This is a genomic window from Bradyrhizobium sp. LA6.8, assembly GCF_040547935.1.
Taxonomy (GTDB): domain Bacteria; phylum Pseudomonadota; class Alphaproteobacteria; order Rhizobiales; family Xanthobacteraceae; genus Bradyrhizobium; species Bradyrhizobium barranii.
Genome location: NZ_JBEPQQ010000003.1, coordinates 878,795 through 893,682, shown reverse-complemented (window position 1 = coordinate 893,682; position 14,888 = coordinate 878,795). Strand labels below are relative to the sequence as shown.

The 14,888-nt window shown below is 64.6% G+C and carries 18 protein-coding genes; 12 read left to right on the top strand and 6 right to left on the bottom strand.

Annotated elements, in window-relative coordinates; genetic code table 11:
* Positions 1-29: 29 nt before the first annotated feature.
* The 3 genes from ABIA90_RS17930 to ABIA90_RS17920 form a co-directional block, all read right to left on the bottom strand.
* Positions 30-1,055, bottom strand: a complete 1,026-nt coding sequence (locus ABIA90_RS17930) for an aldo/keto reductase (protein ID WP_354117936.1) — start codon at positions 1,053-1,055, stop codon at positions 30-32.
* A gap of 116 nt (positions 1,056-1,171) precedes the next feature.
* Positions 1,172-1,408 carry a hypothetical protein gene (locus tag ABIA90_RS17925; protein ID WP_259257235.1) on the bottom strand — a complete coding sequence of 79 codons (237 nt, stop codon included), beginning with the start codon at positions 1,406-1,408 and terminating at the stop codon, positions 1,172-1,174.
* Between the two features lie 99 nt (positions 1,409-1,507).
* Complete coding sequence (locus ABIA90_RS17920) at positions 1,508-2,464, bottom strand: AraC-like ligand-binding domain-containing protein (protein WP_135216955.1); 957 nt, start codon at positions 2,462-2,464, stop codon at positions 1,508-1,510.
* A gap of 196 nt (positions 2,465-2,660) precedes the next feature.
* On the opposite strand from ABIA90_RS17920, the gene ABIA90_RS17915 reads away from it, so the two are divergent.
* On the top strand, positions 2,661-3,677 hold the full coding sequence (locus ABIA90_RS17915; RefSeq protein WP_354117937.1) for a carbon-nitrogen hydrolase family protein: 1,017 nt from the start codon (positions 2,661-2,663) through the stop codon (positions 3,675-3,677).
* 28 nt (positions 3,678-3,705) lie between these two features.
* Positions 3,706-4,746 (top strand): phenylacetaldoxime dehydratase family protein, encoded by a 1,041-nt coding sequence (locus ABIA90_RS17910; protein ID WP_354117938.1) that lies wholly within the window; start codon positions 3,706-3,708, stop codon positions 4,744-4,746.
* On the opposite strand, the gene ABIA90_RS17905 is transcribed toward ABIA90_RS17910, so the two are convergent.
* Positions 4,743-5,381, bottom strand: a complete 639-nt coding sequence (locus ABIA90_RS17905; protein WP_354117939.1) for an HAD family hydrolase — start codon at positions 5,379-5,381, stop codon at positions 4,743-4,745. The two genes, ABIA90_RS17910 and ABIA90_RS17905, sit on opposite strands and share 4 nt — an antisense overlap.
* 295 nt (positions 5,382-5,676) lie before the next feature.
* On the opposite strand from ABIA90_RS17905, the gene ABIA90_RS17900 reads away from it, so the two are divergent.
* From ABIA90_RS17900 to ABIA90_RS17875, 6 genes are all read left to right on the top strand, one after another.
* Positions 5,677-5,871: a hypothetical protein gene (locus tag ABIA90_RS17900; protein WP_063982774.1), complete on the top strand. Its 195-nt coding sequence runs from the start codon at positions 5,677-5,679 to the stop codon at positions 5,869-5,871.
* A gap of 56 nt (positions 5,872-5,927) precedes the next feature.
* Complete coding sequence (locus ABIA90_RS17895) at positions 5,928-6,182, top strand: type VI secretion system-associated protein TagO (RefSeq protein ID WP_354117940.1); 255 nt, start codon at positions 5,928-5,930, stop codon at positions 6,180-6,182.
* Between the two features lie 108 nt (positions 6,183-6,290).
* Complete coding sequence (locus tag ABIA90_RS17890) at positions 6,291-8,576, top strand: glycosyltransferase family 4 protein (RefSeq protein ID WP_354117941.1); 2,286 nt, start codon at positions 6,291-6,293, stop codon at positions 8,574-8,576.
* 34 nt (positions 8,577-8,610) lie between these two features.
* On the top strand, positions 8,611-9,909 hold the full coding sequence (locus tag ABIA90_RS17885) for a glycoside hydrolase family 130 protein (RefSeq protein ID WP_166097119.1): 1,299 nt from the start codon (positions 8,611-8,613) through the stop codon (positions 9,907-9,909).
* 59 nt (positions 9,910-9,968) lie between these two features.
* Positions 9,969-10,211 (top strand): hypothetical protein, encoded by a 243-nt coding sequence (locus ABIA90_RS17880; protein WP_063982778.1) that lies wholly within the window; start codon positions 9,969-9,971, stop codon positions 10,209-10,211.
* Positions 10,212-10,253: 42 nt separating this feature from the next.
* A complete protein-coding gene (locus tag ABIA90_RS17875) occupies positions 10,254-10,448 on the top strand; it encodes a hypothetical protein (RefSeq protein WP_063982779.1) in 195 nt (64 codons plus the stop codon).
* A gap of 81 nt (positions 10,449-10,529) precedes the next feature.
* Here ABIA90_RS17875 and ABIA90_RS17870 read toward each other — a convergent pair whose 3' ends face one another.
* Positions 10,530-11,546 carry a TRAP transporter substrate-binding protein gene (locus ABIA90_RS17870; protein ID WP_354117942.1) on the bottom strand — a complete coding sequence of 339 codons (1,017 nt, stop codon included), beginning with the start codon at positions 11,544-11,546 and terminating at the stop codon, positions 10,530-10,532.
* A gap of 39 nt (positions 11,547-11,585) precedes the next feature.
* On the opposite strand from ABIA90_RS17870, the gene ABIA90_RS17865 reads away from it, so the two are divergent.
* From ABIA90_RS17865 to tsaA, 4 genes are all read left to right on the top strand, one after another.
* Positions 11,586-12,608, top strand: a complete 1,023-nt coding sequence (locus tag ABIA90_RS17865; RefSeq protein WP_283016778.1) for a lytic transglycosylase domain-containing protein — start codon at positions 11,586-11,588, stop codon at positions 12,606-12,608.
* A gap of 108 nt (positions 12,609-12,716) precedes the next feature.
* Positions 12,717-13,457 carry an AzlC family ABC transporter permease gene (locus tag ABIA90_RS17860; RefSeq protein WP_248878315.1) on the top strand — a complete coding sequence of 247 codons (741 nt, stop codon included), beginning with the start codon at positions 12,717-12,719 and terminating at the stop codon, positions 13,455-13,457.
* Positions 13,454-13,804, top strand: coding sequence for an AzlD domain-containing protein (locus ABIA90_RS17855; protein ID WP_063982782.1), 351 nt, complete (start codon positions 13,454-13,456; stop codon positions 13,802-13,804). The genes ABIA90_RS17860 and ABIA90_RS17855 overlap by 4 nt, the downstream gene beginning before the upstream one ends.
* A gap of 31 nt (positions 13,805-13,835) precedes the next feature.
* Positions 13,836-14,327: a tRNA (N6-threonylcarbamoyladenosine(37)-N6)-methyltransferase TrmO gene (tsaA, locus tag ABIA90_RS17850; RefSeq protein WP_014494668.1), complete on the top strand. Its 492-nt coding sequence runs from the start codon at positions 13,836-13,838 to the stop codon at positions 14,325-14,327.
* A gap of 120 nt (positions 14,328-14,447) precedes the next feature.
* On the opposite strand, the gene ABIA90_RS17845 is transcribed toward tsaA, so the two are convergent.
* Positions 14,448-14,876 (bottom strand): HIT domain-containing protein, encoded by a 429-nt coding sequence (locus ABIA90_RS17845; RefSeq protein WP_063982784.1) that lies wholly within the window; start codon positions 14,874-14,876, stop codon positions 14,448-14,450.
* Positions 14,877-14,888 lie beyond the last annotated feature (12 nt).

The window sequence follows — 14,888 nt, the reverse complement described above, 5'->3', positions numbered from 1 at the left end:
CAGCCGAGCGGTCGGGCAGTTGGCCGTCTCTACACCGCCGGCGGATTGCGGTCGGTGAAGGTGGTGCGCTGGTGCCAGTAGGGATAGGGCAGCGTCACCTTGCTCGCGGCATCGAGCTTTGCGATCTGGTCCTTGGTCAATGTCCAGCCGACCGCGCCGAGATTTTCGCGCAGCTGCGTCTCGTTGCGCGCGCCGATGATCAGCGTCGAGACCGTCGGACGCTGGAGCAGCCAGTTCAGCGCGATCTGCGAGACGCTCTTGCCGGTCTCCTTGGCGACCTCGTCGATCGCCTCGACCACGCGATAGACGTGCTCATCGGGCACGGGCGGGCCGAAATCGGCGGTCTTGGGCAGGCGACTGACCTCGGGCTTCGGCTGGCCGCGGCGGATTTTTCCGGTGAGGCGCCCCCATCCGAGCGGTGACCAGACCACGGCGCCCAGCCCCTGGTCGAGACCGAGCGGCATCAGCTCCCATTCGTAGTCGCGCCCGATCAGTGAATAGTAGGTCTGGTTGGCGACATAGCGTGGGAAGCCATGCTTGTCGGCAACCGAGAGCGACTTCATCAGGTGCCAGCCCGAGAAGTTGGAGACGCCGACATAGCGGATCTTGCCGGCGCGCACGAGCACGTCGAGAGTCGCAAGCACCTCTTCAGGCGGGGTGAAGGCGTCGAAGCCGTGAAGCTGGAACAGGTCGATGTAATCGGTGCCGAGCCGGCTCAGCGAACCGTCGATGGCCGCGAGCAGATGCTGTCGCGACGAGCCGATGTCGTTGGGGCCATCGCCGAAGCGGAAGGTGGCCTTGGTCGAGATCAGAACCTTGTCGCGGCGGCCCTTGATGGCCTCGCCGAGGACGCGCTCGGATTCGCCGAGCGAATAGACGTTGGCAGTGTCGAACATCGACACCCCGGCATCGAGGCAGATATCGAGAAGGCGCCGCGCCTCGGTCGCGTCCGTTGTACCCCATGCAGCAAGGCGGCCGACGCCGCCGAAGGTGCCCGTTCCCAGGCTTAAAGCGGGCACCATGAGGCCGGATCGGCCCAAGCGTCGGTATTCCATCGATATGCTCCTCGGCTGGCCGCTGGTTGATCGGTGCGGCCTTGGGGTGCGATGGTAATGCAAGCGCGGGCCGCGTCCTATCACGCGCTCACATACCGGCCTTGCTCGGGAATGGCCTAGTCGTGCAGACGCATGTCATCGAATGCTGCATCGGCAAGGCGCGCGCCTGGCGTCTTCACCGATGACTGAACCTCGATCCTGGTTGCGGGCGAGGGGAAGCAGGCGGCTTCGCCGTCACGCGCCTGCCGCGGCAGCAGCGTCAGGCCCCAGCCCACCAGGACCAGCACCGCGAGCCTGATCGCGATCACACCCAGCAACAGCTCCGATCCGCTTATGGTGGCGTGAGTCCTCATGCACGCCAGCCTGATGCGCGCAGCCGGACAAGGCAATCTGGAATTGACGAGCCTTGCCTTCGCCTGCAGCGAAGGCTCGAGGTGATAGCTGGCTGGATGTCAGTGCCGCAACTGGCTCTGCCTGAAGTCGCGTGGCGACATTCCGAAATGCTCGCGGAAAACGCGGCCGAAATGCGAGAGATCGTTGAAGCCCCAGGCGAAGGCGATCTCGCTGACGTGGCGATGGGCCAGCACGGGCGAAGCGAGGTCTCGCCGGCATTGGGCGAGACGCTCGGCAAGCACATGGCGCTGGAACGAGGTATCCTCGTCGGCGAGGAGATCGTTCACATAGCGCGGCGAGATGCCGAGTGCAGCAGCGGCCTCCGACAGCGAGAGGTCGGGATCCGCCAAATGAGCGCGGATATGGGCCTTCAAGCGATAGAGCAGGGCGGAGCGGTGGGTGGAGGACGGCAGCGATGTCTTGCCGAGCCGTTCGCTCAGCGCCATCGCGAGCAGATCGACGGCCTGCTCTGACAACGCCGCAGCGTTGTCCGGGGCAAGTCGGTCCGCGCTCTGGCAAAGCCTGAAGATGAAATCATAGGCGAGCCGTTCGAGCGGCACATCGGCGCCGAACGACATCGCGGTGAGCGTCTCGGTGGCGCCGAGCCGGCGCTGCAGCATCTCGCGCGGCACCTTGAAGATCGTTTGCGTGAAGGCGTGGTTGAACTTCAGCTCATAGGGACGCGTCGTGTCGTAGAGCGCGAACTCGCCGGGATGGATCACGGTCTCGCGGCCGTCCTGCACCACGCCTCCGTCGCCGCGATTGCCGAGCGCAACCAGGACAAAATCCTGATCCGAACGCGCGATGCGGGACGGCGTCCGGAACACGTGCTGGCGGTCGGAGCAGACCTCGGAGCACACGGCCTTGCCGAGCGGGGCCTGCGTGACCGAGCCGCGAAAGGCGCTGCCGAGGTCGGACTTGCAGTCGAGCCCGACGAAGACGTCGCAGACGATGTCCTGCCACAGCGCCAGCCGCCGGTAGCCGGGGCTGCCGTCTGTCGTGAACTGGATTGGCATCGGCAAGCCTCCCTGTCACATCCAGCAAAACCGCATGTTGGCGCAGATCCAGCCTGACCGAAGGCAAGTCCCGTACCCGTCGGCGATCCCGGCCAGTCGAGTTTTTGTTCCACTGCGGTCGAGCGCCCGGCCGGGTGGCTTGGCCAAATAGACTGCATCGGACGTGGCTTCCGATCAACCGGCAATGGAGGCGGGAATGGGCATCGAACATCCGAAATACAAGGTCGCGGTGGTGCAGGCGGCGCCGGCCTGGCTGGATCTCGACGCGTCGATCGACAAGTCGATCGCGCTGATCAGGGACGCCGCCGAGAAGGGCGCCAAGCTGATCGCCTTTCCCGAGGCCTTCATCCCCGGCTACCCCTGGCATATCTGGATGGACTCGCCCGCCTGGGCGATCGGCCGCGGCTTCGTGCAGCGCTACTTCGACAACTCGCTGTCCTATGACAGTCCGCAGGCCGAGCGGCTGCGCGACGCCGTACGCAAGGCAAAACTCACCGCCGTGCTCGGCCTGTCCGAGCGCGACGGCGGCAGTCTCTATCTGGCGCAATGGCTGATCGGGCCGGACGGCGAGACCATCGCAAAGCGCCGCAAGCTGCGGCCGACCCATGCCGAGCGCACGGTCTATGGCGAGGGTGACGGCAGCGATCTCGCCGTCCACGCGAGACCAGACATCGGCCGCATCGGCGCATTGTGCTGCTGGGAGCATCTCCAGCCACTGTCGAAATACGCGATGTACGCCCAGAATGAGCAGGTGCATGTCGCGGCCTGGCCGAGCTTCTCGCTCTACGATCCCTTTGCGCCGGCGCTCGGCGCCGAGGTCAACAATGCCGCCTCGCGCGTCTATGCGGTGGAGGGCTCCTGCTTCGTGCTCGCGCCGTGCGCGACGGTCTCGCAGGCCATGATCGATGAGCTCTGCGACCGTCCGGACAAGAATGCGTTGCTGCATGTCGGCGGCGGATTCGCCGCGATCTACGGTCCCGACGGCAGCCAGATCGGCGACAAGCTGGCGCCGGACCAGGAAGGGCTGCTGATTGCCGAGATCGATCTCGGTGCCATCGGTGTTGCCAAGAACGCTGCCGATCCCGCCGGGCATTATTCGCGGCCCGACGTGACGCGGCTCCTGCTCAACAAGAAGCGATACCAGCGCGTCGAGCAGTTCGCGCTGCCGGTCGACACCATTGAGCCCACGGACATCGCGGCGGCGGCGAGCTGATCGCCGGGATCAAGGGGAGGGAACGATCATGGAATCCGCAATTCCTCTGCATCTCGAGACCCAGCGCACGCGCCACAAGCGCGTGCCGGACGATTACCAGCCGCCATATCCGTCGTTCGTGGCGCGCTACAAGCCCGCCGTGAGCCGCGTCGTGATGGCCTATTTCGGTGTGCAGTATCGCGGCGCGGCGCCGGCGGCTGCGACGGCGGCACTCGCCGAGATCGCGGCGCGGTTTGCTGCCGAGGGCGGGCCTTCGCATTGGGACCGCGCCCGCTACGTCGACCGCGCCGGTTATGAGACCGTCGTGTCGGTTGCCTATTGGGACGACATCGCGCGCTTCGACGCATGGTTCGCGCCGGCACGCGAGGCGTGGACTGTGAAGGCGCGCGAGGGCATCGGCACCTTCATCGAGGTGCTGCGTCCCACAGTCGCCCGGCACGAGACGCTGTTCTCCTCGCTCGACCGGCCCGAGGGCGTGGCCGCAATCGCCGACGGCATGAGCGGCGAGGTGCAGGAGCACGCCTATTGGGGCGGCATGCGCGATCGCATTCCGCTGTCGCAGACCGATCCGATGACGCCGGGCGGCGCGCCGGAATTGATCCGCGACGGCGCGCGGCTGCGGGTGAAGGCGCATGACAATCTCTGCCTGATCCGCTCCGGGCAGGACTGGAGCGATACGGAGGCATCGGAGCGCAAGCTCTATCTCGACGATGTCGAGCCGGTGCTGCGCGAGGGCATGGATTTCCTGCGCGACGACGGGCTAGCCATCGGATGCTACGCCAACCGCTACATGCAGGTGCTCTCCACCGACGGCAGCGTGAGCGAAAAGTCCTACGGCCAGAGCTGGTGGAAGAGCCTTGCCGCACTGGAGCGCTGGGCGGAGTCACATCCGACCCACGTCAAGATATTCGGCGCGGCGATGAAATACCTGTCGACGCTCGGGCCGTCGGCAAAGCTACGGCTCTATCACGAGGTCACGGTGGCCGCCGCGGACGAGCAGCTCTTCGAATATCTGAACTGCCATTCGAAGACCGGCATGCTGGCGGCGGTCGAGACCGTCAGCGCCTAGGCTGCGCAGTGACCGAGCAGTTCGGGATGCGCGGCGCAGATGTGATGTGCGCCGGCATCCCGCAGCTCGGCCTCGCTGCCATAACCATAGAGCACGCCGATCGCGGTCATGCCGTTGGTGCGGGCGCCGATCACGTCGTGGCTGCGGTCGCCGATCATGATCGCGCTGCCGGGATCGACCTTGGTTTCGTCGAGCGCATGGCGCAGCAGGTCGCGCTTGTCGACACGCGTGCCGTCGAGCTCGGAGCCGAACACGCGCTCGAAATACGGTTTCAGGCCGAAATGATCGACGATGCGGATGGCGTAGACCGCGGGCTTGCTGGTGGCGACGAACATGCGCTGGCTGGTTGCGGCGATCGTCGACAGCGTGTCGATGATGCCGGTATAGGCCTCGTTCTCGAACAGGCCGATATCGGCAAATCGCTCGCGATAAAGCAGTAGCGCGCGGTCGGCGAGCTCGTCGCTTCCGGTGAGCTTCTTCAGGCTGGCGTGCAGGGGCGGCCCGATGCACCAGGTCAGCTCGTCCTCGCTCGGCACGGCAAGGTCGAGCCGCTCCAGCGCGTATTGGATCGAGCGGGTGATCCCGGGCTTCGGGTTGGTCAGCGTGCCATCGAGATCGAAGAAGATTGTAGCCATGCCAGCCGTGCCCGTGTTGATATCGCCGTTGTTTGACCTAAACGAGGCCGCTCCTCAAGGCAACGCCGTCGCGTCGTTGCGTGCCGTTTTAAGGCTCGCTATTGGCAGGGCATAAGCGTAGGGTCCTGCGATCACCGCCCTTCCCATGGCATCCATCGGTGACTGAGGGTCACTAGCGCTCCCGCCGAACGAGGAGGAGCGCCCATGCCTCGCTTTAATCTGGCCGACTGGATCGTGCCGCCGGTGATCGTCCCGCTGTTTCTGTTGCTCCTGGTGGCCGCTGCGGCTTTTCTGCATGGATAGGACGCCGCTCCAATATCTGGTGAGCGGACGCGATCAAAGCGGCTATGTCAGCCTGGCCCGCACCACGACGGCCGCCGCTCTGAAGAAGGCGAGGGAGCTGTTGCAGGAAGGCTATGTCGACGTGCGGATATGCACGCCGCAGGGCCGGGTTCTGCTGTCTGACGAGTTCGACCAGTTCGAGGCATGAGGAGCGCAGGGGCGTCAAACGGCGCGCCCGGATCCTCCGCGAGGAACGATACCCGTATGAAAATCCTTATTGTCGCATTGGCGCTTGGCACATTCGTGCAAAGCGCAGTCGCGAAAGAGAAAGAGCCGGACTGCCGCGCAATCGAGAGCACGAGCGGACGGCTCGCCTGTTACGACGCCGCGTTTCCGCCGAAAGCGAAGCAACCCACTGCTGCCGAACAAGACGCCGCGCGGGCCGCCTACAAGGACCCCTTCATTGCGGAAGAGGCCAGAACCGCAGCGAAGCTGAAGAATATCTGTCGCGGCTGTTGAGGTTTGCAATCAAGCAGCGCGTGGCAGAGGTGACGGACGACAGAATTCGCCGGCGCGTCCGCCCGCCGTGCACGCTCCGACATCAAGCGAAATCATAGAGGTGCCGACATGACGCCGCTCCGCCGTATCGCCGTGATCGGCAACTCGCTGCCTCGACGATGCGGAATTGCGACCTATACGACCGACCTGAAGAACGCGATATCGATTTCGCGCCAGGATCTGGAGACCTGCATCGTGGCAATGACCGATCGCGGTCAAGCCTATGATTATCCTCCGGCGGTCGCGTTCCAGATCAAGGACGGCAATATCGAAGACTACATGCGGGCCGCGGATTTCCTCAATGCCGGCCGGTTCGATGCCGTGTGTTTGCAGCACGAGTTCGGGATTTTCGGTGGTGAGGCCGGGGCCCATATCCTCGTGCTGTTGTCCCGCCTTGCCATGCCGGTGGTGACGACGTTCCATACCGTGCTCGCCGATCCGACACCTGCGCAGCGGACGGTCATGGAGCGCATCGTCGAGGCGTCGTCGAAGGTCGTGGTGATGGCCAATAAGGGCCGCGAACTGCTGCGCGACGTCTACCGGGTGGCCGATGACAAGATCGAGGTCATCGCCCACGGCATTCCGGATGTCGCCTTCGTCGAGCCCGATGCAGCGAAGGCCAAGCTTGGATTTGAGCAAAAATCGGTCATCCTGACATTCGGCCTGTTGTCACCGAACAAGGGCATCGAAATCATGATCGACGCCTTGCCGTCGATTCTGAAGCGCTGCGCGAATGCGGTGTATGTCGTGCTTGGCGCAACGCACCCCAACCTGGTCCGAAACCAGGGCGAGGCCTATCGCGAGAGCCTGATGGCGCGGGTGCGCGAACTCGGAATTGATGACCACGTGGTGTTCTTCGACCGGTTCGCCGATCTCGCCACGCTGCTCGAATTCATCTCGATGTGCGACGTCTATGTCACGCCCTATCTCAACGAAGCCCAGATGACGTCGGGAACCCTGGCCTACAGCTTCGGACTGGGGAAGCCAGTCGTCTCGACGCCTTACTGGCACGCCCGCGAGCTGCTTGCCGACGGGTGCGGCGTGCTGGTGCCTTTCAGCGACGCCGCGGCGATCGGCAACGAGATCGCAGGCCTGCTGACCGACGACGCCCGCCGGCAGGCGATGTCGCGGCGCGCCTATGCGGCGAGCCGGATGATGACATGGGAACGGGTGGCCGAGCGCTACGTGTCCGTCTTCGAGAATGTACGGCAAGGCCATCGGCTTAAACTCTTCGCGTGCTCGGAGATGAATGTGCCGGAGCCACGTAGCCCCGCATCGCCCGATATGCAGATCGGCCATTTCCTGTCGATGTGCGATGATGTCGGCCTGTTCCAGCATGCGGTCCATTCGGTGCCGGATCGCGCGCACGGCTATTGCGTCGACGACAATGCCCGAGCGCTGCTGCTGGCCTGCGCCCTCAATGGTCCAGGCGAACAGCCGCTGTCGGAAATCCTGACGAGCCGGTTTGCGGCATTCGTGCAGCACGCCTGGAATCCCGACACCGGGCAATTTCGCAACTTCATGGGGTTCAATCGAACCTGGCTTGAGGACAGAGGGTCGGAAGACAGTCACGGGCGGACGCTATGGGCTTTGGGCGAGGCTGCACGCAGAGACGCGAGCCCCTCCCGGCGCCTGTGGGCCGCTGCTTTGTTCGCCCAGGCATTGTCGATCGCGGCGAGCTTTCGTTCGCCCCGCGCATGGGCATTCATGCTGCTGGGCTTGGACGCTTATTGCGCTGTGGCTCCGGACGATCTCCACGCCAGGGACGTCCGGCATTCCCTTGCCGGCAGGTTGATGGCGTGTCTGGCGTCGGTCGAGACGTCGGACTGGGTGTGGTTTGAGGAAGGGCTGGCCTACGACAACGCGCGGCTGCCGCAGGCGTTGATCCTCACAGGCATGGCGACGCAGGCGCCCCAATATCTCGATGCCGGATTGAGGTCTCTGCGCTGGCTCATGACGCAACAGACGACCGCGGCAGGGCATTTCCGGCCGGTCGGCACCGCCGGCTTCGGCGAGCGGCGGCAACGTCCCCGTGCGTTTGATCAGCAGCCCGTGGAGGCAACGGCGACGATCGCCGCCTGCCTCGCTGCGTGGCGTGCCGACGGCGATGCCGAATGGAAAGCCATGGCAACTCGGGCCTTCGCCTGGTTCCTAGGCAGCAACGATCTCTCAGTGGCGCTGGTCGATCCGCTCACTGGGAGTTGCCGGGATGGTTTGCACGCTGATCGCGCCAACGAAAACCGCGGGGGCGAGTCCGTTGTTTGCTATCTCCTCGGGCTTGCCGAGATGCGCCAGCTTGCGCGCGTCAACCCGAGCTTGACGAGGCCCACAGCCTTGCGCGCCGTGAGCGCCTGAACTTCATCTTTTCATTCAGCACGCCGAGGATACCGTGTCACAAGCTTCTTTCCTGAACCGGCAGGGGCTTAATCTGCGCCCCGATCCAGCGCGAGTCATCGTGCGGCCCTTCAAGCCGGCAACCGAACCCCGCGACCTGAACCCGACCGACAAGATGCGTGCAAATCATATCGTCGACCGGGTTCTTGCGCTCAGTTCGGAGGCCGTTGCAGTTCAGCTTGCGGATGTGCTCGACAATTTCCAGGGGCGACATCGTAACCTCCTGGAGCGGTTCGAGACCCGAGCGGATGAAATGGAGGACGCTTTCGCCACGCATGGCGTCTTCTCGAAGACGCAGCGCCAGCTGATTGGTGCTTATTTTCTCAGTGAGTATTCGTTCGAAGCCTCTGCCTTGTTCAACCCCAGCATCGTCCCGCACCCCGATCAATCGGGAGCACCGAACGGAGGTTCGCGATTCATCGTCAGCCTCCGGGCCATCGGCGAGGGGCATGTGTCGTCACTGACGTTTCGAACCGGAACGATTGCCGCTGACGGAAGCCTGGCCGTCGATCCGACGGCGCGCCTTGCCTCGGTCCCCCGGATCAGCCATCGCGTATCCGGATCGGACGGCGACCGTGTGGAATTGGTGTTCAGGCCCGAGGAAGACCTCAGCGAGCGGGTCATCTTTCCCGTGACCGAATCCCAATCCAACGGGATCGAGGATGCGCGCTTCGTCAAATTCAACGACGGCGATCGGGAGATCTACTACGCGACCTATACGGCCTATAGCGGACGGGCGATCCGGTCTGAATTGATCGAGACCAGCGACTTCATGTCGTTTCGGCTAACGCCTTTGCGGGGGGCTGCAGCCCACAACAAGGGCATGGCGCTGTTCCCACGCAAGATCGACGGCCGCTATGCCATGATCGCGCGACAGGACAATGAGAACCTGTATCTGGTCTATTCGGACGACCTCTACACATGGGAGGGCGGCCGGGTGCTTTTGAAACCGCAATTTCCCTGGGAGTTCGTCCAGATCGGCAATTGCGGGGCACCCATCGAACTTGACGAAGGTTGGCTGCTGCTGACGCACGGTGTCGGCCCGATCCGGAAATACTCGATCGGAGCGGCGCTGCTCGACAAGCGCGACCCGTCCAGGGTGCTGGCTCGCTCGGCCGAGCCGCTGCTGCGGCCTGAACCGTCCGAACGCGAAGGGTATGTCCCCAACGTCGTCTATACCTGCGGTGCGATGAGGCACAATGATCAGATCATCCTGCCATATGCCGTGTCGGACACCTTCTCCAGCTTTGCAACGATCAGGATTTCCGCGCTCATCGAAGCGATGCGCGGCTGAGCGCGGCTGTCGCGGTCGTTGACGTCAACTCCGTGTGTCAACAGGTCAGAGGTGCCGTCATGGTCCGCGAAACAACCTACGTGGTGCAGGCGTTCAACGCCGGCAAGGGTGGAAATCTGAAGGCCGACTCTCCCATCGTCTGCAAGTCGGAAAGCGGCGCGCTACGTACGGCGGAGAGATTGGCCTTGAGCAAACTCGGCGTCGTAGCGTTTTCGTCCAGCGGCGATCCCGAAATGGGCGACTATGACGATGAGCCTACGGTGTTCTTCCGAAAGGGCGAGCTTCCGGCTGGTTTCGACTGAGGCCCTGATCGTGGTCGAGCAGATATTGGCGGAGAGGCACAGATGAACGAGCGACTGGACATATTGAAGAAGGCCCGCGATCGCATGATCGAGGACAGAGACACGCATGCGAAGGTGCTGGCCGCTCCCTTTGATCGCGACAATGCCGAGCGAGCACGGAACAAATTCGTCGAGCTTCAAACGCTGATCGATGCCCTGGACCGCGCAATCAGCGCAGAAAAGCCGGCCTCGGCATAGGACCGAGAGAGTGAAGGGCGGGGCTGGCGGACACTTCAATGCAGCACCGCTGTGGCAAGCCGGCGGCCGCCACGGCTCGCCCTATTGCTGTCTCGCCCATTCGACGATCGCCGCGGCATCGGCGCCCGCCTGCGTCTCCCAGGTGGCGATCGTGGGCGTTGCCGCTTTCCGGAGCGCGGCGACGAGGGACGCCGGCGCCGGCTCGGCGATGCGGACGCCGTTGTCGCGCATGCGCGCATAATTTTCGATGGTGCGATGGGTCAATAGCGCGAATTGGCTTTGCTCGGTCTCGGCCGCCGCGGCCAGGACCTCGCGCTGCACCGGCTCGGACAGTTCGGCAAATGCGTCGCTGCGGACGAAGGCGATCGAGACCGGCATCGCGTAGTTGATCGCTGTGAAGTAGGGCAGGAAGTCCCAGAGCTTGCGTCCCGCGCCGCCGTCGCCGGAGGTCAGGAACGCATTCAGCCGGTGCTCCCTGAGGCCAGCGAGTGCCGCGTCCATCGGCAGGAACTGTGCATTCGCGCCGGCTGCGCGCATGACCTCGCCGGAGTTGACGTCGTAGGCCCGCAAATTCAGTCTCGGCAGGGCGTCGGCGCCTTCCAGCGCATGGTCCGACCAGAGGCCCGTGGCCGGCCAGATCGTGACGTAGAGCAGCTTCAGGCCGCGCGCCGCGAGCGCCTTCTCGTAGAGCGGGCGCGCCCGCAGATTGGTGGCGCGGGCGAGGTCGACCGACTGCACCAGAAAGGGCAGGGTGGACAATCCGAGCACCGGGTCGAGGCCCGAAAGCGCGCCCGCGAAGGCGTCGCCGCCGGCGATGCGACCATCCAGCGCGGCGCGCGGCATTTCGCCCGAGTTGATCTTGAGCTCGTTGTCGAAAGCGTTAGCTACGGTCACGAAACCGTTTGTGCGCGCCGCGACGCGATCGGCGAAACTGGTGAGCCCGATCCCGGAAATGTTGTTTTGCGGATATTCCGTGGTCATCCGCCAGTTGACTTGCGCCATGGCGGGCGCGGCGGACAGGACGAGGGCTAGGAGGACGAGGATCGCGCGGATCCCTGGGGCAGGGCAACGCATTGGGAGAAGCGGGTCAAACAGCATATATTGGCAACTCGTCGAACCATGGCACGATGCCACGACATGGCAGATCATCTTGTTGCATGCCGCGCCGGAGCGCGCCACAGCGCTGCTTGGGCACGGCTGACGCGAATTGCATCACTCATCATCGCCGCACTGCTCGTCTCGGCGACACGGGTGGTGGCGTGGGACAGCTCGCCCGCGAAGACCAATATCGCCGTCCCCAGCGTCGAGGAGCTTGCGATGCCACCGGCGAATCCGGCCGCTGCGCGCGAGAGCGATACGCGGGAATCGATCTGCCTGATCGTCGAGGCCGCCGCACGGGATGCCAATCTGCCGCTGGAATTCTTCGCCCGCGTGATCTGGCAGGAAAGCCGATTCCAGGCCGATGCCGTGGGACCCATGACGCGCAGCGGCGAGCATGCGCAGGGGATCGCGCAGTTCATGCCGGGCACTGCCAGCGAGCGCGGGCTGCTCAATCCCTTCAATCCGGTACAGGCGCTGCCGAAGTCGGCGGAGTTCTTGAACGAGCTGCGCAACCAGTTCGGCAATCTCGGCTTGGCCGCAGCCGCCTATAACGCCGGGCCGCGCCGGGTGCAGGAATGGCTCGCCGGCACCGGCGGCATGCCGGAGCAGACCCGCAACTACGTCTATGCCATCACCGGCACGAGCGTTGATGCGTGGGCCAAGGCAGGAGCGACCGGCAAGGGACCGCCGAGTTCGCCGCCGACGAGCTGTCGCGATCTCATGGCGCTTCTCAAGCGCGCGCCGAATGCCTTCGTCGCCGAGCTTGAGCAGCATGTCGAGCTCGCCGCCGCAAAGGTCTGGGGCGTACAGCTCGCTGCCGGCTTCGACCGCAACAGGGCGCTGGCGATGTATTCCCGCGCCGTCACGCGGCTGAACACCGTGATCGGCGACCGCGATCCGAGCCTGCTAAGCTCGGTGATGCGCAGCCGCGGTACGCGCGCGTTCTACCAGGTGCGCATCGGCGCGGACACGCGGAGTGAGGCGGATGATCTGTGCAACCGCATCCGCAAGGCCGGTGGTGCCTGCTTCGTGCTGAAGAACCGGGGTGTGAGCGGGTAGGCGCGTCTGCCCACGCGCGCATGCCAGCCCCGCCGCGCGCTTCCTTGACGCCGGCCACGGCATTGCCCGTTATGCAGGCACGATTCCGCAATCCGGCCAAAGACTCCCGTGGCGCTTCCTCCGCTCGATTCCCCTCAATGGCAAAGTTCCTGGCGCGCGTTTGCGTGGGGACTGCGTTCGATCACGCAGACGATCCTCACGCTCGTCCTGTTCGCGACCTATCTCGGCATCGGCGCGCTCGCCCATGACACCCATTTCAGCCTGCTCTGGGCGCTCTGCTCGACGCTGTTCGTCTGGGCAGGCCCCGCGCAGATCATTCTGATCACCACGCTCGGCTCCGGCGCGACCATCATCCAATCGGCGATCGCGGTCACCGTCAGCGCGATCCGGCTGTTTCCTATGGTGGTCTCGGTGCTGCCCCTGATGCGCACGCCGACGACCAAGCGGCGCGAGCTGTTCTTCGCCGCGCATCTTACGGCGGTGACACTGTGGGTCGAATGCCATCGCTTCCTGCCGCAGGTGCCGCGCGAGCGGCGCATCGCCTTCGTCAACGGACTTGGTTTTGGTCTGGTCTCCGTGTGTCTCACCGCCAACACGGTCGGCTATTTTCTTGCCGCCAACCTGACGCAGACGCTCGGCGCCGCGATCCTGATGCTGACGCCGCTGTCGTTCCTGTTCTCGACCGCGCGCAACAGCCGGGAGGCCGCCGACGTCGTCGCGCTGACGCTCGGGGTTCTGCTCTATCCGCTGGCCGCGAAGATGAACTCCGGGCTCGACATTCTCGTCAGCGGTCTGGTGGCCGGCACGATCGCTTATGGCGTGCATTGGTGGCGGGAGGTGCGCGCATGAGCTTTGCGCAGCTCATCGGCGACTGGCACGCACTCGTCGTGCTGTTCGTCGCCGGCGTTGTTCCCAACCAGATATGGCGCATGCTGGGCCTGTGGTTCGGCGGCGGCATCGACGAGGGCTCGGAGCTGCTGGTCTGGGTGAGGGCGGTCGCCACCGCCATCCTGGCCGGCGTCATCGCCCAGATCGTGGTGGAGCCGCCGGGGGCGCTCGCCAGCGTGCCGGACGTCTTGCGCTATGGCGCGGTCGGCGCAGGCCTCGTCGCCTTCCTGCTGACCCGCCGCTCGATCTTCGCAGGCGTGGTGACAGGCGAAGTCTTCATGCTGGCCGGAAAGTGGTGGTTAGGCTAAAACCACCGGCGAACAGCAAGGAACGGGAAATATGGTTCGCGAAAACGAGCTCCGCGAGGGCGAGGTCGCCATCGAGCTGCCGTCGACGGAGGATGCCGGCCTCGTCTTCATCGGCCGCATCCGCACGCCCTGGACCTCGCGGATGGAGACGCCGCGACAGGGGCGTCAGGACGGCCCGGTGTGCCGGCTCGAGATCTTCGAGCCGTTCGTGCCGGCCATCAAGGGCGTCGATTTCTACAGCAATCTCGAGGTGCTCTACTGGCTCGACAAGTCGCGCCGCGACATCGTCCTGCAAAGCCCGAAGAACAACGAGAAGACCCGCGGCACGTTTTCGCTGCGCTCACCGGTCCGGCCCAACCCGATCGGCACCTCGATCGTCAAGCTCGTCGGCATCGAGGGCAATGCCATTCTGGTGCGCGGGCTCGACTGCATCGACAACACGCCGCTGATCGATATCAAGCCAGATCGTTGCGAATTCACGCCGCTGGCCGCCCCGCAGGCAGGGGATTTTCAGACGGAGTGAGGGGCGCTCGCCCTGACCTCGTCATTGCGAGGAGCTCTTGCGACGAAGCAATCCAGACTGTTTCCGCGGAGGCAGTCTGGATTGCTTCGCTGCGCTCGCAATGACGGAGTGTATCTGGCGCTATCCCGCCTTCAGCGCCGCGATCAGCTTGGCCGCATTCTCTTCCAGGACCTTGACGTCTTCCTTGCGGCTGGCGGGTGGCAGCATGGCCACGCCGTCGTGGCGCGGCATCACGTGCATGTGGAGATGAAACACCACCTGGCCGCCGGCGGGCTCGTTGAACTGCTGCACGGTGATGCCGTCGGCCTCGAACGCCTTCATTGCAGCGGCCGCGATCTTGTGCGCGCCCCGGGCGACGTGGGCGTAGTCGTCAGGCTTGATGTCGAGGATGTTGCGGGCAGGGGCCTTCGGGATCACCAGCGTATGGCCCGATACCCGCGGCATGATGTCGAGGAAGGCAAACACATGCTCGTCCTCATAGACCTTGTGGCACGAAAACTCGCCGCGCAGGATCTTCGCGAAGATGTTGTTGGGGTCGTAGGCGGTCATGGCGGCGGCTCC